This window comes from Vibrio minamisatsumaniensis, from assembly GCF_050337445.1.
Taxonomy (GTDB): Bacteria; Pseudomonadota; Gammaproteobacteria; order Enterobacterales; family Vibrionaceae; genus Vibrio; species Vibrio artabrorum.
In genome coordinates this window covers 1-23,449 of the sequence record NZ_JAKJSY010000063.1, presented here as the reverse complement: position 1 = coordinate 23,449, position 23,449 = coordinate 1, and the positions used below count along the sequence as shown (strand labels likewise).

The window sequence follows — 23,449 nt, the reverse complement described above, 5'->3', positions numbered from 1 at the left end:
GAATAAGTTAGAGCCAACTTAACTTATTTAGTATTCATTTAAAGGCGTTCCACTATGAGCAACCCTATTCGACCACGTGACAAATGGTTCACCCTAATTGGCACCGTACTCATTGAATTTGCACTTGGATCCGTTTATACCTGGAGCTTATTCAACGCTCATCTAGCAGATAAACTCGACCAACCCGTCAAACAAGTTGCCTTTGCATTTGGCCTATTGAGTCTTGCGTTGGCGGTAGCGTCTTCCATTTCAGGTAAGCTTCAAGAGCGGTTTGGTATCAAAAAAGTGCTTATATTCTCCGGACTATTACTCGGCTCAAGCCTCTATCTCACGTCAGTAGCATCAAGTCTAACCGCATTGTATTTATGCGCTGGTTTCTTGGTCGGGTTTGCCGACGGTACTGGCTACCTACTTGCACTCACTAACTGCATCAAGTTCTTTCCTAATAACAAGGGGATCGCTTCCGCTTGTGCCATTGGTGCTTATGGCCTTGGCAGCTTAGGGTTCAAATACATCAATATGTATTCATTAACGCACTTTGGGCTTGAGAATGCGTTTGATGTTTGGGGTGTGATTGCCATGGCATTGGTTCTGATTGGAGGCTTACTGGTCGTTGAAGCACCCAAACAAGACCGATCTACCTCGGTTCATAAACTCACGGAAACGAGCGATAGTTTTACTCTAAAACAAGCAATGAGCAAACCTCAGTTCTACATGCTGGCTCTAATATTCACCACCGTATGTATGTCTGGGTTATACGCGATTGGTATTGCGAAGGATATCGGTGAAAATTACGTTCATCTGTCGGCTGGGATTGCTGCCACCGCCGTTTCTGTCATTGCGGTTGCAAATCTAGGAGGACGTATCGTGCTAGGTGTACTGTCCGACAAAATCACACGAATGTACGTCATCACCATCGCATTAGTTATCTGTCTTGCTGGTGTTAGCACCTTGATCTTTATCACTCCCACACTGCATACCTTCTATCTCTCACTAGCTTGTATCGCATTTAGCTTTGGCGGGACTATAACGGTCTACCCTTCTCTCATTAGTGATTTCTTTGGCCTAGAAAATGTAGCGAAGAATTACGGTATCATCTATTTGGGGTTTGGTATTGGCAGCTTTGCAGGTTCTGTCATTGCGTCTCTCTTTGGCGGTTTTTTGGCAACCTTTCACGTCATGCTAACGTTGATTTTAGTGTCCATAGCACTTTCGTTAATTATCAAAAAACCAAACCAGTCACTCACGGTAAGGCTGTGGCAGAATGAAGTGACTTCATAAGTCGGGACATTTTTACACTGCATTTTTATCATGCTTGACTTCGAAAATGGTCGGAGTCAGGCAATTAAGGTTTAGGTAAAACCTGGAACTGCTCGATTCAGAAAGCATATTTAATAATAACCAACAAAAGTCTGGTAAGTGTGTTACCTTGGTTTTTATCCCTACCGCTTAGTAGGGACTTCTTTTCTTTTCCGAACTATCACCTCGGCACTCCTTAGTCGCCCTCCTAAGCCTTACTGCAGGCTTTAATTATGTCCATTTCAAGCGAAAAATTAAGAAACATATTCAAACTCACTAAAATTGAACAGCTAGAAAGCAACAACAACGTCCCCCATTTCGCACCTTGGTTACCACTGGCTCAGAAAGTAAAACCCGTTATCCCTTCAGCGATTATCTATTGCGAAGGCAATTTCGGTAAAATCGATGGTAAAACCGCGAATGGCCTAGTAAGACACTCGTTACGCTATCGTATTCTATCGGTTATTGATAGTGAATCTGCCGGCTTAGATGCTGGAGAACTACTGGATAATGAAGCCAATGGAATTCCTATCCTGGCCAATGCTGAAGAAGCCATCATTCACGCAGAAAGCATTCCCGATTACTTCATTTTTGGTATGGCACCATCAAGTGGTTTGTTATCAGACTTAGATAAAAACATCATTCTCAATGCCATGTCTCTAGGGATGAACATTGTAAATGGCTTGCATGAATTTCTCACTGATGACCCTCTATTTTTAGAAGCGAGCTTAAAAAATAATGTTCGAATATTCGATACTCGCAAACCTAAAAATAAAGCCGATCTGAAAACATTTAGCGGGAAAATACACAGCGTACAATGTCCAAGAATTGCGGTAATGGGAACGGATTGTGCGCTAGGAAAACGAACAACCGCGACCATTTTAGTGAATGAACTGACTAAAAAAGGCCTTAACGTTGTTCTGATTGCCACCGGTCAAACGGGGATTATACAAGGCGCACAATACTGCGTTGCACTCGATGCTGTCCCTTCACAGTTTTGCGCTGGCGAGTTGGAATCTGTCATTGTACAAGCCTATGAAAAAGAAGATCCGGACCTGATCATTATTGAAGGGCAAGGAGCCTTGAGTCACCCTGCGTTTTCAACCAGCGCTTTTATCTTACGTGGCAGTTGTCCAACGGGTGTGATTTTGCAACATGCCCCTAAACGTTTATATCGTACTGATTTTCCTGATTGCCCAATGCCTTCGATTGCCTCAGAAATCAATCTTATCGAAACGTTTTCTAATACCGATGTTATTGGACTTACACTGAATCATGAAGGGATGTCTTTGGATGAAACACGCTGTGAGATAGACCATTATACGACCAAGTTTGGCCTACCTGTTACTGATGCATTATCTCAGCCTGTCGAACATCTACTGAACATCGTAACATCAGCCTTCCCTACGATAGCAAGCAAACTGGCCGAAAAAAAGTGAACTACCCTAGGTTAGACATCGACTGTGGAAAAATTCATCATAACGCTCAGTTTTTAATGACTCAGCTATCACGGAAAAATATCTCTGTTACGCCTGTAACAAAAGTCTTTCTCTCCCACCCGATTATCGCACAAGTTCTCATTGATGCTGGCGCCATTATGTTAGCCGATTCAAGAATCGAAAATCTTCAAAATATGACTGAATCTGGCCTTTCTATCCCTAAAATGCTGATACGTACCCCCATGCTAAGCCAAGTGGAGAATGTAATAAAATACAGTGATATGAGTGTAAATTCGGAAATTGAAGTGATTCAAAGACTTTCACATGTCGCCCAACAACAGAATTGTTGTCACGATATTATTATTATGGTTGAGCTTGGCGATCTCAGAGAAGGCGTGATGCCGAATAACGTGATTGATTTTATTCGGGCGATCATTTGTTTACCTAATATCGCGATAAAAGGCATTGGTACGAATTTAGCCTGTCGGTATGGTGTCGCTCCGGATGATCAAAATATGACAATTCTTTCTGATCTTGCCGATGGAATTGAAGCAACATTTGGGATTAACCTTGAGATTATCTCCGGAGGAAACTCTGCTTCAGTTAACTGGGCTCTTCAGAGAACCGGCCTAACTCGAGTCAATAACCTTCGTCTAGGAGAAGCCATTTTTTTAGGCTGTGAACCCTTAGAACACGACCAAATTGAAGGGCTGTATACGGACGCCGTTTCTTTGACCGCTGAAGTGATTGAATCCAATATTAAGCCAACATTGCCTTGGGGGAATCGTGGGTTAAATGCTTTTGGTGAAAAAGAGAGCCTTCAAGATCGAGGGCGGGTTTCACAAGCGATCCTAGCATTAGGCCGGCAAGATGTTTGTATTAGCGGGCTTAAGGCGCCGGATGGGATTAAAATCATGTCTTCAACCAGCGATCATCTTGTCGTTGAGTCCTCACAGAGACCACTCTTTATAGGGGAAAAAGTGACATTCACGCTCGATTACAGTGCCCTCTTATCTTCCATGTCTTCACATTACATCCATAAAAACTTTAAGGCACCGAAAGGAAAAAGAGAGGAAGAAGGGAGGCATAGTGCTACGAACAGCAGTCATAATCTTCGTCAGTGTCATGCTTAATGATTGTCAGATAAACCCGATAAAATCCAATGGGCTTGCCGATCATAGATGCTCAAACTGAATGCTAAACAATCGCATGGATAAAAACCAATACGAGTTATTCAATGTACTTAATGACATTATTTTATTTAAGTATGACCGCCTTACCCCTTGGGAAAAGAGCTTTATCACGGACCTACACCACAAAGCTTTAACCAAGCAGCTTATTTCAGCGAAACAAGAACAACTCGTTTTAAAAATCTCAATGAAAGCCTTCAAATCAAAGAAGAAAAAAGCACATTCCAACGTTTAAGTTACGCCTGTATATACAAAACCTGTTCAAGATCATCTATAGCTTGAACAGGTTCGTCGTATTTGCACCAATTATTCAGACGATGGCAACAAGAGTTATCGATAGCGAGCGCAATGAGTCACACTGCGCCAGCTAAAACATAATGTTATTGTTCAGATCGAGTAACGGTAATTTTAGTAATTTGAGTTAATAAGAACTTCTTCACCATACTTACCAGCATGAGGCAACGGTGTATACGTTGTCTGTGCGCCTCGTAGGAAGCGAATAGCTTTTACACCCGCCTCACGAGAACTGGTGATGTCTTTATCTGAATCACCATAGTATTGAGAAATTTTAGCCATTTTGAGTTGTTGAACTTTGTCTAAAGAACCGGCAAAAACGACAGGCTTAATTTGCTCTTTGTATTGTTTAGGAAAAATGTTTCGCAGAGTGGTGGTTAAAGTCTCTTGACCCTGAGGAGCCGTTCGACCAGTAATGAAGTAAACGGTATCACCATGTTTTAAGTGCATTGTGACCAATTCAACCGCCGACTTTTTGGGAATAGAAAAACGATCAAGGCCAGTAGAAGCTTCATTCCAAAAATCTTGGTTTTTTAAGTAATCAAACGAGTCTGGAGAGTATTTTTGTTTACCGTAATAGAAAACCGGGCTTGAGAATAACATAGTGTCATCAATATCTAAGCCAACAACAATCGGCTGTTCAGGAAGCTCTGATGCAATTTTATCAACCGTCGTCCAAGCTATATCAGGGTACTGCGTTGATACCTGATTCGAAAGGCTGTGCATGTCCATCGTAGCATGAGTCGATGCGAATGCTGATACCGAAAAAAGGGCAGTAAGTGCTATTGTGATAGTCGTTTTCGTTTTCATTTTCATTTTCATTTTCATTTTTAATCCTAGTGAGAGTGGGTACGCTTAAACGTTTGTTTTGCCAGATCTTACGCCTCTTGGGAGCGTATTCATTCGACACAAGATTAGTTTTCACCATTCCTACTATGATTTCATTCTAAAGTGAGCCCTTTTAAACAGCGAATACGTTGCCAGACTCTCTATTACAAGCTATTTTCTGCTGCAAAATCGGATTCATAAGTTTGGTCAGAGACTGAAACAGTCATCGTCGTTAAAAGATCGATTAAATGCTCCAGTGAAGCCAGTATATTTTTGACAAAAAACTCAGTAATAGGCTGAAATAAAAATAATAATCCCTAATTTGTTCTAGCGAATTGAAATTAGTGCCAACTAAGCACAGAATACTTCATTTATTCCTACAGAAGAGATTTTAACGTGAAAAAGCTTGTTGTATTAGCACTCTTAAGTGCAAGTGTTTCCGCTGCAGATCGAGATCAATTTTACGCCGGTGGTAATGTTTTTCTAGTTAACAATACAAAATTAGGTTCAGCTTCGATTGATGAAAACAATGACTTAGGTGGAGGCGTATTTATTGGATATAACTTACCGATACACCCTAGTGTCGATTTTGGCTTAGAGCTCGAATACCAACGTTTGGGAAACGCTGAAGATTCTGACGGTCCTGACAGCTTCAAACTTAAAGGAGATGCGTTTTACATTAATGCTCGTCCCAAATTTATTAATGAAGGCAACAACTTATACAGTGCACTTATCCTCGGCGTGGGTTCTGTAAACAGTGAAGCAACGTTTCACTTGAGTCCATATTCAGATTCAGGTTCTGACAGGTGGCTTTCATACCAAGCCGGTATAGAAGTGGGCTACATGTTTGATAATTTAGATTTTTCAGTGGGTTATAGATATCGTAAGACCAATGCAAAAATCCAAATCCAAAACCAAAGCATTAAAGGAGACTGGGTTGTTCAAGGCATCACGTTGGGAGTGCGCTATAATTTTTGATTTTAGGATATGGCCGCTTTATCGCCCCGAAATCCGTTCTTAAGCGCATAAGAACAAGAGGCTTCATGTATGAGCATCTTGTTCTTTTGTTCTTAATACTGATTTTACCGACGTCATTCGAGCATCATTGAACCTCAGCCTTTATAGCTAATATCACTCCTCCCAGATAAAAGCGCGATCTGATTGTTTTGAGCGACTCGCAAACGCCTCAGTATATTAAGCCGACGCTGACTAACGAAATATGTCAATATACATTCATGCCCTTAAATATCGCAACCAAGCAAGCAAGTTAACACTGGAACATGGTGTCGTTTTAAAGGTGTATCGTAGTATTTAAAAGCGCATATATGACTTTGTTTCGACCTCGAATAAGCTTCTACCCCAATCTCCTTACAATAAACGATTTTTATATTGTTCTGGTGTCAAACCTGCGTATTTTTTGAACATGCTAATAAAGGGGCTTGCTTGGTTATACCCTAATGTAAGTGCCACTTCTTTAACGGACTGCCCGTTTCTTAAAAGATCCATTGAATATAAATATCGTACTCGCAATCGCCATTCAGTAAAACTCATCCCCAACTCACTTTGGCAATGACGCGATAAAGTGCGTTCGGTCGCATGCACCTTATCAGCCCAGTCTTTGAGTGAAATCTCTTCGGTCGGATTTTCTTCTATAGCCGCCAGAATCGGAGCAAGGTACTTATTATCAGTGGAAGGTAAAAAATGGTGCTCGACTTGTCGCTCAGCTAATTGATCCAGTAAGACCTGAACGAGCCTCTGATCTTTTTCACTTTGAGCAACACTAATACCGCGTTGGCGACAGTCATCAATAATCGAAGACACAATGGGTGTGATCTTTATTAAGCTGGTTTTTTCAGGCAGATGGTGAGTCAACTCATGAGCAATGTTCAGGGAGCAGTACTCCAAAGGTTTACGGTTGTAGCTGCAGTGCATGACCCCAGCAGGTACCCAAATCGCTAAATGCGGAGGCGCTAAAAAACGTGTGCCTTCTGCTTCCATTTCAAGGATCCCACCACTGATCAACTGTACTTGTCCCCAAGGGTGGCTATGCACCCGAGTTTCCGTGTTCGATAAAAAAGCTTCGAAATTCATAAATACATTCGATGGTGCTTTTTCGATTGATAAGGATGGATGAAGGTTTCTTGAATGTTTTTTCAAACTTGTCTTCCTGTCGCGTCTGATGTCTTTTTAAAGATATCTGTAAGTATAACGACCTGTCAAACTAGCTGCATCAACTTATTTTCGACGGAATTCACATGCACTATCTTTTACCATTTTTTACTGTCTGTATTTGGGGTGCAAATGCTATCGTCAATAAACTGGCCGCGAGCACTATTGAACCAAGCGCGATGAGTTTTTATCGCTGGTTCATTGCGATGTTAATTCTCACACCGTTCTGTATTAAATCGGTTATCAAGCAATGGTCAGTGATTAAACCTAACTTATCTAAACTGGCTTTCCTTGCCTTTCTAGGTATGGTCTTAAATCAATCTTTAGGCTATTACGCAGGCTTGACCACGACGGCTTCTAACATGGCGCTGATCACTTCATTGGTGCCATTAATCAGTGTTTTTCTCAGCGTTCCTTTATTACACAAATCTATTTCGAGTTTGAGCATTGTGGGGGGTATTTTGTCTCTCTCAGGATTAGCGCTAATGCTAGGCAAAGGCGACCCTTTATTCTTCCTCCATCAACAACTCACACAGGGTGACGGCTATATGTTAATAGCGGCCTTGGTTTACGCTTCATACTGTGTATTGTTGAAACGCTGGAAAATGCCCATCAGTAACTGGGTGGTGATTTACATGCAAGGAATATTTGCGGTTGCAATGCTGACGCCACTTTGGTTAACCAGCGATCAACTCATGCCTTCACAACAAGCGATTCCTTTGATCGCATACGCAGCAGTTGCCGCCTCAATATTAGCACCTTGGATGTGGGTGAAAGCCATCGATACTATCGGTGCTGATTCAAGTGCCATGTTCATGAACTTGATGCCTGTTATTGCGATAGTACTGGCAGCGACTTGGCTCGGTGAAACCGTTAACCAATTCCATATTATTGGCGGTGTGATGGTGATTTCAGGGGTCATTCTTGCGCAAATAAAAAGAAAACCAAAACTTAAATTACCTTTACCTCAGCAAAGCTAGATCAAACGGGCAACGGTTGGTTAGCGTACATCAAAGTACTCATATGAGAAAAGCCGCTGTATGAGGTATCTACCTGCATAGGAATACCTAGCATCACGCTAGGTGTTTTTTGTTATAACCCCTTCTCCACTTACTCTTAAAATAGCCGACTTACGTTTATCTATCACCTCCGGTACCTGTAGCCATCAATACTCATGGGTGGGTCACCCGTTTGAAAAATTAGTCTCAAGCGTGAGATTACCCACTTTAAATTCTCTCATCTCATGTATATTGTTACTAGCAAGTAATCAGCATGTTATATAGCACAATAATAAAGGAAGATAGATGAGCAGTAACGATAACCCACGAAAAGGCAAACGAGACGTGACTCTGCGTTTTCTCGCTGAACCTGGAGATGTGAACTTCGGTGGTAAAGTTCATGGTGGTGCGGTGATGAAATGGATCGATTTAGCGGCTTATGCTTGTTCTGCTGGGTGGAGTGGCAAATATTGTATTACGGCTTACGCTGGCGGTATTCGATTCGTTGCACCGATCCATGTTGGCAACCTTGTTGAGGTCAGTGCCAAGGTCATCTATACCGGGTCATCTTCCATGCATATCGCGATTGATGTGCAAGCGAGCGATCCTAAAGAGCTCAACAACCGCTTAACGACTCACTGTATCGTTATTATGGTCGCAGTCGATGAGAACGGTAACCCGACTAAAGTGCCAGAATGGAAGCCAAACACACCAGAAGACATCGAATTAAGAGATTCGGCTATTCGTCTAATGAACATGCGAAAACAGATCGGTGAAGAGATGGAAGCTCATGTGAAGTACCTTAAGTAAGGGCCACCAGCAACTCTACCCGATAAAACCTGATGACAATGCCAAGCCCGTGCTTGGCATTGGTTTATCTGATATTGATTCGCATAAACAGAACCACGACACACTCAATGTCGTGTACTGCTCTTAATACTTAACTCAAGATTGAAATGAATCAGGGCGGCTTATTCACCTGTTTCAATTGACTGTCATACAGTCGTCATTTTGCTCTGGTTAAATACCGCCAATCATAATGGATGTATTCAATTTTCTGGAGCTACTCTTGAGCGTCACACGCCCCACTCTTAGCGAATCTACACTGAACAATTTAAAGGCTGTTGAGTACCAATGGGTTAGAACTTTGTACGTCGAAGGTTACGACAGCAATGAAATCAACCACTATATTCAAACGTGTTTTGGCGGTGACCCGACGTTTGCGGATCTCTTTCGCCGTGTCGCGCTCGATCAAGAAAGCATCTATGTGTTGTTGCAACACTTGGGTTGTGCCCCCTCTAACAAAGAGTTTTAATGTCCCCACTTGCCATTCACAGTCCTTAGCTATCGACCCGAATAGACCTCGGCGTTGAGTGTTGACCATTTGCTATCGCGATTGCCTTAACTTTATTCAATAAGCCTGAGTTATAACACTTTAAGATTCACAGCACCCTTACGTTTCTATCTACATTTTCTCTGTAACTTCTGCATTTGTTGCATGTAAATCATTGAAGTATCACGCATTGGATTATTCGCAACATATCAATAGAGCAATAGATTCTTATACTAGGGTCTGATTTGTGAGACTCGTTCATAACTTCAAGTAGAAGAAACGAGACGCAAGAGATTCAAGAGAGAGATGACTCGAAGCTTTAGAACGGCCTTTGACCGTTTGAGTGGAGACCAAAAAAAGTAGCAGGCATAAAAAAAACCAAGTAAATACTTGGGTTAGAGTTACAAAAACCACTAATCATTAATAGCGTAAGGAACCTGATTAGTGGCCAGCTATGCGTAACCTGAGGGTTATTTTTATTACTGATCGGCGGCCAAACCAAATGATGTAATAAAAATGCCAATATAGAGCGACCTAAAGGTCGCTCTTTTTCTTTCTTATAAAGTACAGCTTATCCTTTTACACCACCTGCCGTCAATCCACCAACTAACCAACGTTGAGCAAGTAAGAACACGATCGTGATTGGAAGAGCGGAAAGTACAGCCGCTGCCGCAAAGTCACCCCATAAGTAGTTCTGAGGGTATAGGTACTGCTGCATCCCTACTGCAAGCGTGTATGAATTCACATCCGATAATAGGATTGAAGCAACTGGCACCTCACCAACAACACCAATGAAAGAGAGAATAAATACAACCGCTAGGATTGGCACAGACAGCGGCAGTAGAACCAGTCTGAATGCTTGCCAAGGCGTTGCACCATCCAGTGCCGCGGCTTCTTCCAGAGAATTATCAATCGTTTCAAAGTAACCCTTAATCGTCCATACATGCAGTGCGATACCACCTAGGTAAGAGAAAATCAAACCACCGTGGGTGTTCAAGCCTAAGAACGGAATGTATTGGCCAAGTTTGTCAAACAGCGCGTAAATAGCAACTAAAGCCAGTACTGCTGGGAACATTTGGAAAATCATCATCGCTTTCAGAATCGTTTCTTTCCCCTTGAAACGCATACGAGCAAATGCGTAAGCCGATGTTGTAGACAGTGCCACAATCAAAATAGAGGTAATACCCGCGACTTTAATGGAGTTCCACAACCAAGTCAGCACTGGGAATGGAGGCGGAGTAACTGAGCCATCTGCGTTCGTCACTGACATGCCCAGAGCTAATTTCCAGTGTTCCAAAGATGGATTATCCGGAATCAAGCTACCCGTTGCGAAGTTACCTTCACGGAACGAGATCGCGATGATCATCAGTAGTGGAAAGATAATCATTGCCAAGAAGCACCACAACACTGCATGCGTTGCCCACACTCGGTATTTTAGGCCTTTACCTTGTACCATAGCCATTGTCGTGCTCCTTAATCTTGAGACAGTTTAGTGAAACGAAGGTTGAGTAACGCTAGTGCACCCACTAATAGGAAGATAAGCGTTGCGATAGCACTTGCTAGACCGAAGTCTTGACCGCCGCCGCCTTCAAAGGCGATTCGGTACGTGTAGCTGACAAGCAAGTCTGTGTAACCCGCTGGCTCAGAAGTACCGATCATGTTCGGGCCGCCGTTGGTCAATAGTTGAATCATGACAAAGTTGTTAAAGTTAAAGGCAAACGCAGCAATCAATAACGGAGTGAGCGGTTTAATCATCAATGGGAACGTAATGCGCTTGAAGTTATCAATGAAGTTCGCACCATCAATCGCTGATGCTTCATACAAATCTTCAGGTATCGCTTTGAGTAGACCCATACACAGAATCATCATGTAAGGAAAACCTAGCCATGTGTTAACAATCAACACCATGGTTTTCGCCAAGATAGGGTCTGAGAACCAGTTAGGGCTTAAACCAAAGATACTCTCAAGTACCATGTTGATCTCACCAAAGCTCTGGTTAAATAGGCCTTTAAAGATCAGAATCGAAATAAACGCTGGTACGGCGTAAGGCAGAATCAGCAGAACACGGTACACGGCGCGCCCTTTCAGCTCTTCCCACTGTACAATGTTCGCCAGAATCAAGCCGATCGCCAGTGTGAACGCTACCGTACAAATCGAGAATACAACCGTCCATATAAAGATACTGATAAACGGTTCTTTAATGCCGTCATCTTTCCAAACACGTTCAAAGTTAGCCGTTCCGATTTCTACAACAAAACCTGGAGAGATAGTGTTACCCGTAAACTCGCCATTATCATCAACGGGTTGATAGAAACCCACTTCCATGTTGGGCTTCAAGGTTTCGCCAGATTCATTGTTGTATAGCGTTTCACCGTCGTTCTGAAGGGTATAAAGCGGTGTCACGGCAGCAAATTTACGCAAGCCACTCATGCGGATGTCATCGCCGTTTGGCAGATGGAAATCGACACCGCTGATCGCCGCTCTGTTTTGAATGATCGTTTTGATCTGCTCTTTTTTGCCTTGTGTAGACGCAATCACCGATAGATACATATCTTTATCGGTCATCTCTTCAAGAGAAAATACATCCGTCGCTAATAGTTGGTCGCCATCTTTGACGACGATCTGATGACCGTTATCGGTCTTGTACAGAGTAAATGGGTAACTATCGCCACTTTGGAAAGTGCGATCTAACAGAACGGTTTGAGTACGCTCTAAAGACAACTGGTTTTTCGCACTGTAGTTAGTAAATGCAAGCCCTACGGTGTATGCCAAAGGAAAAAGAATGAACAAGATCATTCCGGCAATACCTGGGTATATATAACGGTGGGCGTAAGTTTTCTTACTTCCAAAAACATAAAGAGCCAGAGCCGTTAAGATTACAGTAAGCAGCGCGAATGCGAGCTCACCGCGAGAATACATTAAGATTGTAGCGTAGCCATTAATCAAGCCAACGCTACCAAGCACCCCCCATTTGATGAAGACGCTTTTATTGCCTGGGAGGCTTGAAGGTGCTGGAATCGCATCTGAACCTTGAATTGACTGCATAGAGGAACCTGCTAACGATATAGATAAAAATAGAAAAGTAAGGAGAGGTTGCCCCCTCCTTAAAGGTTGAGCTTACTTATTACTTAGTCATTCGAGCTTCAGCACCTTTCAGCGCTTGATCAACGGTTTGGCGACCGTCAACTACGTTACCGATCGCTTCTTCCATGCTGTACCAAAATGTGGTGAACTGAGGAATGTTAGGCATGATTTCGCCATTCATCGCATTGTCCATTGTGGCAGCAATGCGAGTATCGCTGTCTAATTGATGTTGGAAAGAGTTGAGTGCCACAGCGCCTAGCGGTTTATCGTCGTTCAGGCTTTTCAAACCTTCGTCGGTGAGTAGGTAATTTTCCATGAACTCAACAGCTAGATCGCGGTTTGGAGAAGCCGTGCTGATACCACCAGCCCAGACACCAACGAAAGGCTTAGATGCTTTGCCGTTAAATTTAGGCAGTGTCGTTACACCATAATCTATGCCAGATTTATCAATGTTTGCCCAGCCCCAAGGGCCATTGATTGTCATCGCTACGTTACCCGCAACGAATTCAGACTCAGCAACTGAGTAATCCATGTCCGCAGAAATAACTTTATCTTGCACCATTTTCTCGATGAAACTTAGAGACTTTTCAACACCATCTGTCGCTACACCGGCATCTTTAACATCGTAACCTTCAGCCGTTTGTTTGAATGCGTAACCGCCGTCAGCTGCAAGTAGCGGCCATGTGAAGTAAGCGCCACCACGTAGAGGCCACATGATCGCTTTTTTGCCGTCTTTTTGAAGCTTCGCGTTTAGCGCAGGAATCTCTTCCCAAGACTTAGGAGGGTTAGGAACCAATGCTTTGTTGTAGATAAGAGAAACTGACTCAACCGCTACTGGGTAAGCTATGATTTTACCTTTGTAAGACACAGCATCCCATGCAAAGTCTACGATACCTTCTTTTGTCTCTTTAGAAGGTTTAATCTCTGCAAGAAGACCCGCTTCTGCAAAGCCACCAAAACGGTCGTGTGCGTAAAAAATCATGTCAGGGCCATCACCCGCTGCGGCAACTTGAGAGAATTTCTCTTCTAGTTTATCAGGGAAAGCAACGGTTACTTTAACACCCGTATCTTCTTCGAAACGTTTACCTACCTCTGCCATGCCTTCATAAGCTTTGTCACCACCTACCCAGATTGTTAGTTGTCCTTCTTCGATAGCAGCATTTGCAGCAAAAGAACCCAGAGCAACTAATGTACCTAGAGCTACAGCGCTTAGAGCATTTTTCATGTCAATATCCTTTTTATATTTATACGTAGAGCACATCAACTAAGACGAGCCAGTTTTCAGAGGTATGATCTGAGAAAACACCCCCTAACTCATCATCCTAGTCACTACGCCCTAGCTATTATGGCTTAAAATCGTGATCGCCATCGCGTCAGATTAGAGACTGAAATCACAAAAAACATACTCATCGTGATCAATATCACCGTTATGGGGTGTATTTATTTGAACTGGATCGCTGATAATCAAGAACCCGGTTTATCAACTCCTCCCCTGCTACTCCCCCTCGTTAATTTTGCGTTGGGAGGATGTACCCTCATGCGATTTCACCGAAACTGCATTCATCCAAGAGTGGATAGTAAGAACCCTTTACCAGCCAGTGTCATGTGTCACCACATTGTTCATTAAGTTGGCTTGACTGCCCGCTGTCGTTCTATTCGCATCGTGCGAAATCTGTGATTGAGTCACGGGGGAGATTTCGTTCGATGTGGGGGCAATAGACGCCAGTTTGGCTATGACGGGTGGGCTTGGTTATCGAATCTAAGTCTCACCCACTTTTTCTTTCTCACTCAATAATAACTAATTCCTACAGTTACTGCTTAGACCAAAAAACTCCTTATAATGATAAGCAGTAAAACTTAAAATTTGATCGATCGAGGACAAGCTAGATGGCGAGTGTCACGTTAAAAAACGTTTATAAATCATATGGTGATGTACAGATTTCTAAGGACGTAACCTTAGACATCGACGAAGGTGAATTCGTAGTATTCGTTGGACCATCAGGTTGTGGTAAATCGACGCTATTACGCTGTATCGCAGGTCTAGAAGACATTACGTCTGGTGATTTGTACATTGGCGACCAACGCATGAATGATGTTGAGCCATCCAAGCGTGGTGTGGGTATGGTATTCCAGTCTTATGCGCTTTACCCTCACCTTAACCTTTACGACAACATGTCTTTTGGTCTTAAGCTGGCAAACGCAAATAAAGCGGAAATCGATAAACGAGTTGAACATGCCGCTGAAATTCTTCAGTTAGGACACCTTCTTGAACGTCAACCTAAAGCGTTATCTGGTGGCCAACGTCAACGTGTTGCGATTGGTCGTACTCTGGTTTCTCAACCCAACGTATTCCTACTTGATGAGCCACTATCAAACTTAGATGCGGCACTGCGTGTTCAAATGCGTTCGCAAATCACTAAGTTGCAGCGTCAACTTGGTTGCACCATGATTTACGTGACTCACGACCAAGTGGAAGCCATGACAATGGCTGATAAAATCGTTGTTCTTGATGGTGGGTACGTATCTCAAGTCGGTAAGCCACTTGACCTATACCACTATCCGAAAAACCGTTTTGTGGCGGGTTTTATTGGCTCACCGAAAATGAACTTTATGTCAGTACACATTGAAAAGGCTGAAGCAGAACGCGTATTAGTACAACTTTCAAACGGCATGACTTTCTGGATCCCTGTTGACGGTACCACGGTGAATGAGGGTGACCGTATGTCGATGGGAGTGCGCCCTGAACACTTGATGCCTGCTGAAGTCGGTGATGCGACGATTGAAGGGGAAGTCATGATCGTCGAAAAACTCGGTAACGAAACTCAGGTTTATCTAAATCTTGACAGTGCCGATGCTGACGTTATCTACCGTCAACCAGACACATTAACGGTTGAACCCGGCGATAAACTGGCGATTGGTATTCCAGCGAACCGTTGTCACTTATTCCACAGTGATGGTCGCGCATGTCGTCGCCTATACAAAGAGTACGGCACAGACTAATCGTTTAGCCTTTTTAAGATAACTTGTCCATATCGAATCCCTCTTACTGAGTACGGGGGATTTTTCATCTTCCGAGACTAAATTTCAGATGTCATTGAAAAGCTTCACCCGCAGGTCCGGACAGTAACGGCTACCGACAGTGGCGCCTCCTACCCATTGTTATCATTATGCTAGCGGCAATAAAAAAGGCCTAACAACCGCTAGACCTTTATCGATGAGTCAGGCTATCAACCCAACCGCTAATCGCATTCTTTTCAGGCAAAAGAACCGTCTAAACCAACTTAGTGGATTGGCGGCGTATCACTTGTTTTGTTGAACTGGCCAAAATGCTTTTCTAACACGTCCGGCGTCAGTTTTCCTTCGGCTTCTAGTCGCTTTAATTCAGCAACAATCGCTTTTTGCTCTTCAATTGATGGGAGTTGGACTTCTGGCTCATCCCCCATCTCTTGAGTTATCTGCTCTAGTTCTTTTTCAAAATCGCTCATGGTACTTACCTAAATATTAAACTTAACGAGATTTTACTCATTTACGCCCTATGATGCTAGGACGATTAAGTACAAAGCTTGAAACCAGATCAAGTGAACGTCAGTTAAAATGCGACAAGCTTGAAAGCAAAAGAGCCAGATTCACGTTTAAGTGAACCCAGCTCTTCGTCTATCGCACAAGCCTGTGCCATATTAAGGCTTAAAGCAATTAAAGCTTAAAAGAACCAACCATCTTATCTAAACGTGAAGACAGCTCTCTAAGCTCTTGACTTGCTTCAGCAAGTTGCTCAGCGGTACCAGTGGTCACTTCGTTGATTGCATTGATCTCTTCAATGTTCTGATTGATGGTGTGAACCACCGTTGATTGCTCTTCCGTTGCGGTGGCAACTTGAGTATTGCGGTCAGAAATATCAACAATACGACCGGAAATACCACCAAGCACATCCACGGCTTCATCCGATGCCGATACCCCCTCAAGGGTAATCACTTGTCCTGCACTCATCGCCGCAACAGCATCTTTTGCATCACTTTGCAGTTGGTTAATCATCTTCTGAATTTCTTCTGTTGAGTCTGCTGTGCGGCTAGCAAGGTTACGAACTTCGTCCGCTACAACGGCAAAGCCACGCCCTTGCTCACCAGCACGTGCAGCTTCAATTGCCGCGTTCAATGCCAGCAAGTTGGTTTGCTCGGAAATATCTCGAATCACACCCAAAATGGAGCCGATGTCTTGTGTGGTTGATGCGAGCTGCTCTACGACTTGCCCCGTACTTTCAATATCTTGAGCCAAGCGACTAATCGCATCCTTTGCTTTGTTGACCACTGTGCGCCCGACTTCTGTGTTGTCCGAAGCTTGAGTGGCCGTTTCTGCGGCTGTTGCTGCATTTGATGCAATCTCGCTGATGGTCATTCCCATTTCATTAATCGCTGCGACAACTTGAAGGGTCTGATCACGTTGTTCTTGACTATTATTATGGGTAACATGCGCTTTATTCGAAACGCTCTCTGCCGCGACCTGAAGCGCTTGGCTGGTCGAGAACACTTCTTTCATTGATTCATGAATTTTGTCAATGAAGCCATTAAAGCCTGCAGAAAGTTGTGCAATTTCATCGTTACCTTTCACTTCAATACGCTGTGCAAGATCGCCATCGCCTTCACCAAGAGCTTGGAACCGCTTAGCCAGGAGCTTGATTGGTTGAGTAATGCTGTTTGCTAGCACTATGCCCATTAGAATAAAGACTAATGCCACGACCGCAGTCATGATCAACATCTTTTGCCCAGTTGCGTCGAGCTCAGCAAATACCTCATCCTTGGGTACCACGCCGATAACAAACCAGTCCATTGATGATACATACAAGCTGGCGACAAATACCTCTTGCCCTTGGCTTTCACTCGTAATCAAATTGAAACCAGACTTGTTCAATAACTGACTCGATTGAGGCCCGTACAGCTGTTGCAGTGAAGAGCCACTGTGTGAGCGTTCGCGGTGAATTTGTACATCACCTTGGCTATCCGTCAAAAAGACAAAACCCGTCTTCTCAATCTTGAAACTGTTCAGAAGTTTGACCATGTCATCCATCGATTTAGATAAACCAGACATCGCTATGCCAGAAGGCTGTTGGTAGTTAGCGAACATTTTCACTTCACCCGTAGCCGGCTCTTGAAACATACTGACCATGGTCTTCTGACCCGATTGTGTAAAACCAAAGAACCAACCATCTTGTTGTTGGTTTAGCTGACGTAGAAAGCCATCTTGATTCCAGTAGTATGCCGTTTGGCGATTCGCTACCGAGGCATCATTCAACTGGTATTGATTGACAACGTTGTTCAATTGTTTAATCAGCTTCGCCTCTTGGGCGGGATCACGTTCTGTTGACACGATAGCGTCAGAAATAAACTCATTGGAAGCTATTTGCTCTGCGGCTAACAATAACTGAGAGACTTCGCGATCAATTTCACCATTAATTCGCTCCAGCATTCCTGGAAGTTCAATATCGGTCAATCGATGACTCAATACATCTCTTGCTTGTTGTTGGGCCATTGCACCCACAACGATCGTAGATGCAAGTACCGCGAAAGTGATACCGAGTAAAACTTTTTGTTTAATACTCAGAGAGTTATTTTTAAGCATATGTGGACCTTTACCAAAAATCAGTCATGATTCGTAGACCTTAAACAGGACTTTTGTTAATGCACCGACAAAACGTGGTGCCTAACCTGATTGATGTATCGGCCACAACCAATAAAACTAGAGGATATTCTCGTCAGAATTTGCCCATACGATGGGGATGCGAAACAACATGAATCAGTGGTATTTTTAGCTAACCAGTTGTAAATCACTCCATTTTTGAAAAAATAAATTACACCGATACACTGGAACTTTTTACTCATAGCCAGTGACCAATACTCAAAATAGAAATTAAATGGTACCCAGAGAGTCCAAAAATGCACAAAACAAACTTCGAAGTCCTTCAAAAATATATAGAATCTCAAATCATTGGCCAACAAGAACTCGTTAAACAGCTAATGATCGCCCTATTGGCAGATGGTCATATCCTCGTCGAAGGGCCTCCAGGATTAGCGAAAACTCGTGCCGTTAAATCTTTGGCTGACTGCGTTGAAGGAGACTTTAACCGTATTCAATTTACCCCTGACTTATTACCAGCAGACCTTACCGGTACTGACATCTTCCGCCCTGAAACCGGTGAATTCACTTTTCAATCCGGGCCAATTTTCAATTCGCTCATTCTAGCGGATGAGATCAACCGTGCTCCGGCGAAAGTTCAAGCGGCAATGTTGGAAGCGATGGCTGAGAAGCAAGTAACTGCAGGTCGAAAAACGTATGCTCTTCCAGACCTATTTTTGGTGATGGCCACGCAAAACCCGATTGAACAAGAGGGAACCTACCCGCTGCCAGAAGCTCAATTAGACCGATTTCTGCTGCATTTGGAAGTGGCTTACCCCGATATAGACAGTGAACTTGAGATCTTGCGCCTGAATCGAGGCGAGGCTCAAGGAAACCAACCTGTTCAACCCGAGCCTATTTCTCAACAAACGATCTTCGAAGCACGACAAGAAGTGCTCAATATTCACATGGCAGACACCATTGAGCAGTACATCATCAGACTGGTTATGGCGACTCGCCAACCTAAGCAATACAGTGACCAACTTGATCAATGGTTAGACATGGGTGTCAGCCCGCGTGCAACCATTGCGTTAGACCGTTGTGCCCGTGCTCATGCTTGGCTTGCAGGACGAGATTATGTTACGCCACAAGACGTTCAAGCGATGGCATTCCCTGTGTTACGCCACCGCTTACTGCGCAGCTACCACGCACAAGCTGAAGGTGTCACCGCAAACCAAGTGATCGCACACCTTATTTCATTGGTTGGCAGCGCATAGGGATACGCGCATGAATAATCAACTACCCAACCATAGTGACGGCGTTACGTTGAATCTAGATGAGCTGCTGCAATACAAAGCGCAGTCTGTTCGCTGGTTACCTCCCGCTAAAAGTCTTTGGTCGCAGCTTAACGGTCAACACGAGAGCAACCGCAAAGGCCGTGGGATGAATTTCTCTGAAGTTCGTCGATATCAAGCGGGCGACGATATCCGCAGCATAGATTGGCGTGTGACAGCCAGAACGGGCAAAGCACATACCAAGTTGTTCTCTGAAGAACGAGAGCAGCCTGTCATTTTATTCTTGGATCTATCAAGCAGTATGATTTTTGGCTCAACCTTATTGCTGAAATCGGTTCAACTTGCTCACTTTGCTAGCCAACTGTGCTGGCTCACTGTGGCTCAAAAAGACCGAATTGGCGCGGTGATTGATACTGGCCAAGAGATCATTGAGATCAAGCCAAGTGCGAGCAACCATGCTCCACTGCGGATTTTACAAAAAATCATCGAAATCAATAATGCCGCGTTAACTAACCACAACACTCACAGCGACACGACCTTAGAGCATGGGCTGAAGTCTCTTCACCAGCTTTGCCCGAAGGGCAGTGATATTATTATGCTCAGTGATTTTGTCCGTTACCGAGAAAGTGACTACTCACTTGTGAACCAAATACGTCGTCATAACAGAGTGCGTTTCGTGCACTTTTACGACCCTTTAGAGCAAGGTGAAACTGCATACAAAGGCTCCAAGCAAGTTACCGATGGCAACAAAACACAATGGTTAAATTTCTCCTCAAGCAAAGAAAAGGAAAAACTGAATCGTGCATTTTTGTTGAAAAAACGGCAGTTAGAAAAGGTCGGATTGTCTCTGGCGATTCCCTATAGTTCACTCTCTAGTGCGCAATCGTTAATGAGCCAAGTATCAGGAGTTCAGTCATGAATCAACCTCTCGACTTGAGCCCTATCATTACGCCAAGTGCACCGTCATGGTGGCCCTTGGCGTGGGGATGGTGGGCTGTCATTATCACGGCCATTGCTCTGATCGCCTTAGTGTTTTTCATTGTGAAACGCAGACAAAAAAAACAACAAGCGAAGAACGAAGCTCTCGCCTACTTTCATAAAAAAAACAACCGGTCTCAAAAGAGCAGTCCGTCTCCAAGTGAGGCACAAGACATTGTTCGTCAGGCTGCACTGAGCTATTTCCCACGAGAAAAAGTCGCAGGCTTAGCGGGTGATGATTGGCTGAAGTTCTTAGATTCACAATTAGCGAAGCCGTTATTTGCCACCAAGCAAGCACAATGGCAACAAACGCTCTACCAAGATACAACCTCAATGAACGACGAACAGAGAAAAGCTCACCAGCAATTGGTTAACGACTGTGAAACCTGGCTTCGTAAAGCCCTTCCTCCAAAGCGAGGTCGTTATGATTGATTTTCTAAACAACGCACTATTCAATATTGAATTTGTTTGGTGGTGGATGTTGTTCCTTGCGCCAGTACCGCTCCTGGTTTATTGGTTGTCGCCAAAATCAGAATCAAGCAATGTCCTAAGACTGCCGTTTCTGCCCGAAGACAGCCAGACTAAAACACCGAGCAGTCGCTTACCCAAAGCGTTATCGGTCATTATCTGGCTTTTATTGGTGACAGCAATGGCACGTCCCGTTTGGTATGGCGATCCGGTCGAGTTCCAGCCGAAACACCGTGATTTAATGTTGGTTGTCGACCTCTCCTACTCCATGAGTCAAGAAGACATGCAGTTCAATGGCGAATACATCGACCGCTTATCCGCAGTAAAGCATGTCTTGAGTGATTTTATCGAGCAGCGCAAAGGCGACCGAGTTGGGTTAGTGCTGTTTGCTGATCACGCCTACTTGCAGACCCCGCTGACACTGGACAGAGATACGCTTTCACAACAACTGAATCAAGCCGTACTGAAGCTGATTGGTAATCAAACCGCCATTGGTGATGGTATTGGCCTTGCGACTAAAACCTTCGTCGACAGTGACGCACCTCAACGTGTAATGATCTTACTCAGCGACGGCAGTAACACTGCGGGCGTATTAGATCCACTAGAAGCGGCAGATATTGCAAAGAAATACCATGCGACAATTTACACCGTGGGTGTCGGTGCGGGTGAAATGATGGTTAAAGACTTCTTCATGACTCGTAAGGTCAATACCGCTCAAGATTTGGATGAACGTACGCTAATGGAAATCGCCAAACGCACTGGTGGGCAATACTTCCGAGCACGAGACAGCAAAGAGCTATCAACGATTTACGACACCATCAACCACCTAGAACCCGTGACGAACGTGACGAAGATATGGCGACCACAACAAGAGTGGTTCGTATGGCCACTGTCTGCGGCCATGTTCTTCGTATTTATGCTGTTAGCCATTAGGAGAAACAATGTCTAACTTTACTTTTATCTACCCGTATTGGTTCCTCGCTCTCGCCGTGCTGCCTGCTATTTGGTGGCTCAGTAAGAGACAATCAAAGCAAGGGGTATTCGCGCCACACATCGCCCGTGTCTTAGCCCCTGAATCGGGCAAACCATCACAAAACCGAAGCACTTATTTTGGTCTTTGGTGGCTAATAGGCGTCATCGCATTGGCTGGCCCAAGCTTTGAAAAAAATGAACAGCCCAGTTTTGAAAAAACACAGGCGCGCGTTGTGATCATGGATATGTCGATGTCTCTTTATGCCACAGACATTAAACCGAATCGTTTAACACAGGCTCGATATAAGGCGCTGGATCTGCTTTCATTATGGAAAGAGGGCCTCACAGGAATGGTGGCATATGCCGGTGATGCTTACACCATTAGCCCGTTAACCTCAGACATCAATACCATTAAGAATCAAGTCCCTAATCTGTCTCCAGACATCATGCCATTCCAAGGCGGTAATGCACCATCAGCGGTCAAACTCGCGATTGAGATGATGACTCGGGCTCATATCCACCAAGGGGATCTAGTACTCATTGCCGACGACATCGATGATCAAGAAAAGAAAGCGATCGACTCACTGCTCTCAGATAGCCATTGGACACTATCAATCTTGGCTGTCGGCACCCAAAGTGGCGCACCGATCTCGCTACCAAGCGGTTCGATGTTACAGACAGATTCAGGGCAAACCGTGGTTGCAAAAACCAACCTGGACAATATGCGCGACCTGACTCGTCGCTCTGGCGGCACGTTCAGTGAGGTGCAAGTTGATAATTCAGATGTTGAGCACATTGCGGGCTATCTGAACCGGATTGCGACGACATCAGAAGTGACGAAAACCCATAACTCACTCAATACCAGAGTGAACAGCGGTTATTGGCTATTGCCTTTCCTATTGCTGCCTGCACTTGGGTTATTCCGAAAAGGAATCATTTGGTGCGGTCTCGCTGCGCTTGTCTCATTCAGCCAACCCAATACTGCGTTTGCGAGCCCTTGGAAAAGCGATGACCAAGTGGGTTATCAGTTATATCAAGATAAGGACTTTCAACAAGCCGCCGAGCAGTTTAAACAACAAGAATGGAAAGGGGTTGCGCAATACAAAGCCGGTGACTTTAAAGCCGCCGAGCAGACACTGCAAGGCCTTTCTAGCGAAGATGCCCGCTATAACCTCGCCAATGCACAAGCAAAACAGGGAAAGTACAACCAAGCGATACAAGGATATAAACGCATTCTAAAGTCGAACCCTGACCATGCTTATGCGAAGAAGAACTTAGAGATTGTCGAGCAAGCTCAAAAGCAGCAAAAGCAGCAAAAGCAGCAAAAGCAGCAAAAGCAGCAAAAGCAGCAAAAGCAGCAAAAGCAAAACGATTCTAAATCCAAAGACCAAAACAAACAAAGTCAGCAAGGTCAGCAAGGTCAGCAAGGTCAGCAAGGTCAGCAAGGTCAGCAAGGTCAGCAAGGTCAGCAAGGTCAGCAAGGTCAGCAAGGTCA

At 44.1% G+C, this 23,449-nt stretch carries 21 protein-coding genes and 1 pseudogene; 15 read left to right on the top strand and 7 right to left on the bottom strand.

The annotated features are described in order from the left end of the window. Nucleotides 1–54 precede the first annotated feature (54 nt). The 5 genes and pseudogenes from L4B77_RS14490 to L4B77_RS14470 all read left to right on the top strand — a co-directional run bounded on the left by L4B77_RS14490 (nt 55) and on the right by L4B77_RS14470 (nt 4,163). Nucleotides 55–1,281, top strand: coding sequence for an OFA family MFS transporter (locus tag L4B77_RS14490; RefSeq protein WP_429751265.1), 1,227 nt, complete (start codon nt 55–57; stop codon nt 1,279–1,281). A 251-nt stretch (nt 1,282–1,532) separates the two neighbouring features. Further along, the gene (locus L4B77_RS14485) at nt 1,533–2,738 is read left to right on the top strand and encodes an N-acetyltransferase DgcN family protein (protein ID WP_429751263.1); all 1,206 of its coding nucleotides are present in this window, start codon (nt 1,533–1,535) and stop codon (nt 2,736–2,738) included. Beyond that, nucleotides 2,735–3,871, top strand: a complete 1,137-nt coding sequence (locus L4B77_RS14480; protein ID WP_429751261.1) for an alanine/ornithine racemase family PLP-dependent enzyme — start codon at nt 2,735–2,737, stop codon at nt 3,869–3,871. Before L4B77_RS14485 ends, L4B77_RS14480 begins: the two co-directional genes overlap by 4 nt. Next, nucleotides 3,828–3,926 (top strand): annotated as a pseudogene (locus L4B77_RS14475) (type II secretion system pilot lipoprotein GspS-beta); the annotation flags it as partial. The gene L4B77_RS14480 and the pseudogene L4B77_RS14475, both read left to right, overlap by 44 nt. A gap of 6 nt (nt 3,927–3,932) precedes the next feature. After that, a complete protein-coding gene (locus L4B77_RS14470) occupies nt 3,933–4,163 on the top strand; it encodes a hypothetical protein (protein WP_261840641.1) in 231 nt (76 codons plus the stop codon). Between the two features lie 173 nt (nt 4,164–4,336). Here L4B77_RS14470 and aphA read toward each other — a convergent pair whose 3' ends face one another. Then, the gene (gene aphA / locus L4B77_RS14465) at nt 4,337–5,050 is read right to left on the bottom strand and encodes an acid phosphatase AphA (protein ID WP_429751259.1); all 714 of its coding nucleotides are present in this window, start codon (nt 5,048–5,050) and stop codon (nt 4,337–4,339) included. Between the two features lie 396 nt (nt 5,051–5,446). Here aphA and L4B77_RS14460 point away from each other — a divergent pair, with 396 nt between their 5' ends. Further along, entirely contained in the window at nt 5,447–6,028 is a 582-nt protein-coding gene (locus L4B77_RS14460; RefSeq protein WP_429751257.1) for an outer membrane protein, read from the top strand. A gap of 390 nt (nt 6,029–6,418) precedes the next feature. On the opposite strand, the gene L4B77_RS14455 is transcribed toward L4B77_RS14460, so the two are convergent. Next, complete coding sequence (locus L4B77_RS14455) at nt 6,419–7,207, bottom strand: AraC family transcriptional regulator (protein ID WP_261840638.1); 789 nt, start codon at nt 7,205–7,207, stop codon at nt 6,419–6,421. A 98-nt stretch (nt 7,208–7,305) separates the two neighbouring features. On the opposite strand from L4B77_RS14455, the gene L4B77_RS14450 reads away from it, so the two are divergent. The 3 genes from L4B77_RS14450 to L4B77_RS14440 all read left to right on the top strand — a co-directional run bounded on the left by L4B77_RS14450 (nt 7,306) and on the right by L4B77_RS14440 (nt 9,532). Continuing rightward, complete coding sequence (locus tag L4B77_RS14450) at nt 7,306–8,199, top strand: DMT family transporter (RefSeq protein ID WP_429751254.1); 894 nt, start codon at nt 7,306–7,308, stop codon at nt 8,197–8,199. A gap of 324 nt (nt 8,200–8,523) precedes the next feature. Beyond that, nucleotides 8,524–9,027 (top strand): acyl-CoA thioesterase, encoded by a 504-nt coding sequence (locus L4B77_RS14445; RefSeq protein ID WP_261840636.1) that lies wholly within the window; start codon nt 8,524–8,526, stop codon nt 9,025–9,027. Nucleotides 9,028–9,286: 259 nt separating this feature from the next. Further along, the gene (locus L4B77_RS14440; RefSeq protein ID WP_176679285.1) at nt 9,287–9,532 is read left to right on the top strand and encodes a hypothetical protein; all 246 of its coding nucleotides are present in this window, start codon (nt 9,287–9,289) and stop codon (nt 9,530–9,532) included. 589 nt (nt 9,533–10,121) lie between these two features. Here the strand turns inward: L4B77_RS14440 and malG are convergent. The 3 genes from malG to malE all read right to left on the bottom strand — a co-directional run bounded on the left by malG (nt 10,122) and on the right by malE (nt 13,859). Continuing rightward, nucleotides 10,122–11,012, bottom strand: a complete 891-nt coding sequence (gene malG, locus L4B77_RS14435; RefSeq protein WP_261840634.1) for a maltose ABC transporter permease MalG — start codon at nt 11,010–11,012, stop codon at nt 10,122–10,124. Between the two features lie 11 nt (nt 11,013–11,023). Further along, nucleotides 11,024–12,595, bottom strand: a complete 1,572-nt coding sequence (gene malF / locus L4B77_RS14430) for a maltose ABC transporter permease MalF (RefSeq protein WP_429751251.1) — start codon at nt 12,593–12,595, stop codon at nt 11,024–11,026. Between the two features lie 79 nt (nt 12,596–12,674). Then, nucleotides 12,675–13,859: a maltose/maltodextrin ABC transporter substrate-binding protein MalE gene (gene malE, locus L4B77_RS14425; RefSeq protein ID WP_261840632.1), complete on the bottom strand. Its 1,185-nt coding sequence runs from the start codon at nt 13,857–13,859 to the stop codon at nt 12,675–12,677. 662 nt (nt 13,860–14,521) lie between these two features. On the opposite strand from malE, the gene malK reads away from it, so the two are divergent. Beyond that, complete coding sequence (malK, locus tag L4B77_RS14420; RefSeq protein WP_261840631.1) at nt 14,522–15,634, top strand: maltose/maltodextrin ABC transporter ATP-binding protein MalK; 1,113 nt, start codon at nt 14,522–14,524, stop codon at nt 15,632–15,634. Between the two features lie 281 nt (nt 15,635–15,915). On the opposite strand, the gene L4B77_RS14415 is transcribed toward malK, so the two are convergent. After that, complete coding sequence (locus L4B77_RS14415; protein WP_261840630.1) at nt 15,916–16,119, bottom strand: restriction endonuclease subunit S; 204 nt, start codon at nt 16,117–16,119, stop codon at nt 15,916–15,918. A 208-nt stretch (nt 16,120–16,327) separates the two neighbouring features. Then, the gene (locus L4B77_RS14410; RefSeq protein WP_429751248.1) at nt 16,328–18,247 is read right to left on the bottom strand and encodes a methyl-accepting chemotaxis protein; all 1,920 of its coding nucleotides are present in this window, start codon (nt 18,245–18,247) and stop codon (nt 16,328–16,330) included. A gap of 314 nt (nt 18,248–18,561) precedes the next feature. On the opposite strand from L4B77_RS14410, the gene L4B77_RS14405 reads away from it, so the two are divergent. The 5 genes from L4B77_RS14405 to L4B77_RS14385 form a co-directional block, all read left to right on the top strand. Beyond that, nucleotides 18,562–19,518, top strand: coding sequence for an AAA family ATPase (locus L4B77_RS14405; RefSeq protein ID WP_429751246.1), 957 nt, complete (start codon nt 18,562–18,564; stop codon nt 19,516–19,518). Between the two features lie 10 nt (nt 19,519–19,528). Continuing rightward, complete coding sequence (locus tag L4B77_RS14400; protein WP_429751244.1) at nt 19,529–20,455, top strand: DUF58 domain-containing protein; 927 nt, start codon at nt 19,529–19,531, stop codon at nt 20,453–20,455. Next, nucleotides 20,452–20,946, top strand: coding sequence for a DUF4381 domain-containing protein (locus L4B77_RS14395; RefSeq protein WP_429751242.1), 495 nt, complete (start codon nt 20,452–20,454; stop codon nt 20,944–20,946). Before L4B77_RS14400 ends, L4B77_RS14395 begins: the two co-directional genes overlap by 4 nt. Next, nucleotides 20,939–21,931: a vWA domain-containing protein gene (locus tag L4B77_RS14390; RefSeq protein ID WP_429751240.1), complete on the top strand. Its 993-nt coding sequence runs from the start codon at nt 20,939–20,941 to the stop codon at nt 21,929–21,931. Before L4B77_RS14395 ends, L4B77_RS14390 begins: the two co-directional genes overlap by 8 nt. After that, nucleotides 21,924–23,449 (top strand): vWA domain-containing protein (locus tag L4B77_RS14385; protein ID WP_429751238.1); only part of this gene is annotated, 1,526 nt, incomplete at its 3' end. The genes L4B77_RS14390 and L4B77_RS14385, both read left to right, overlap by 8 nt.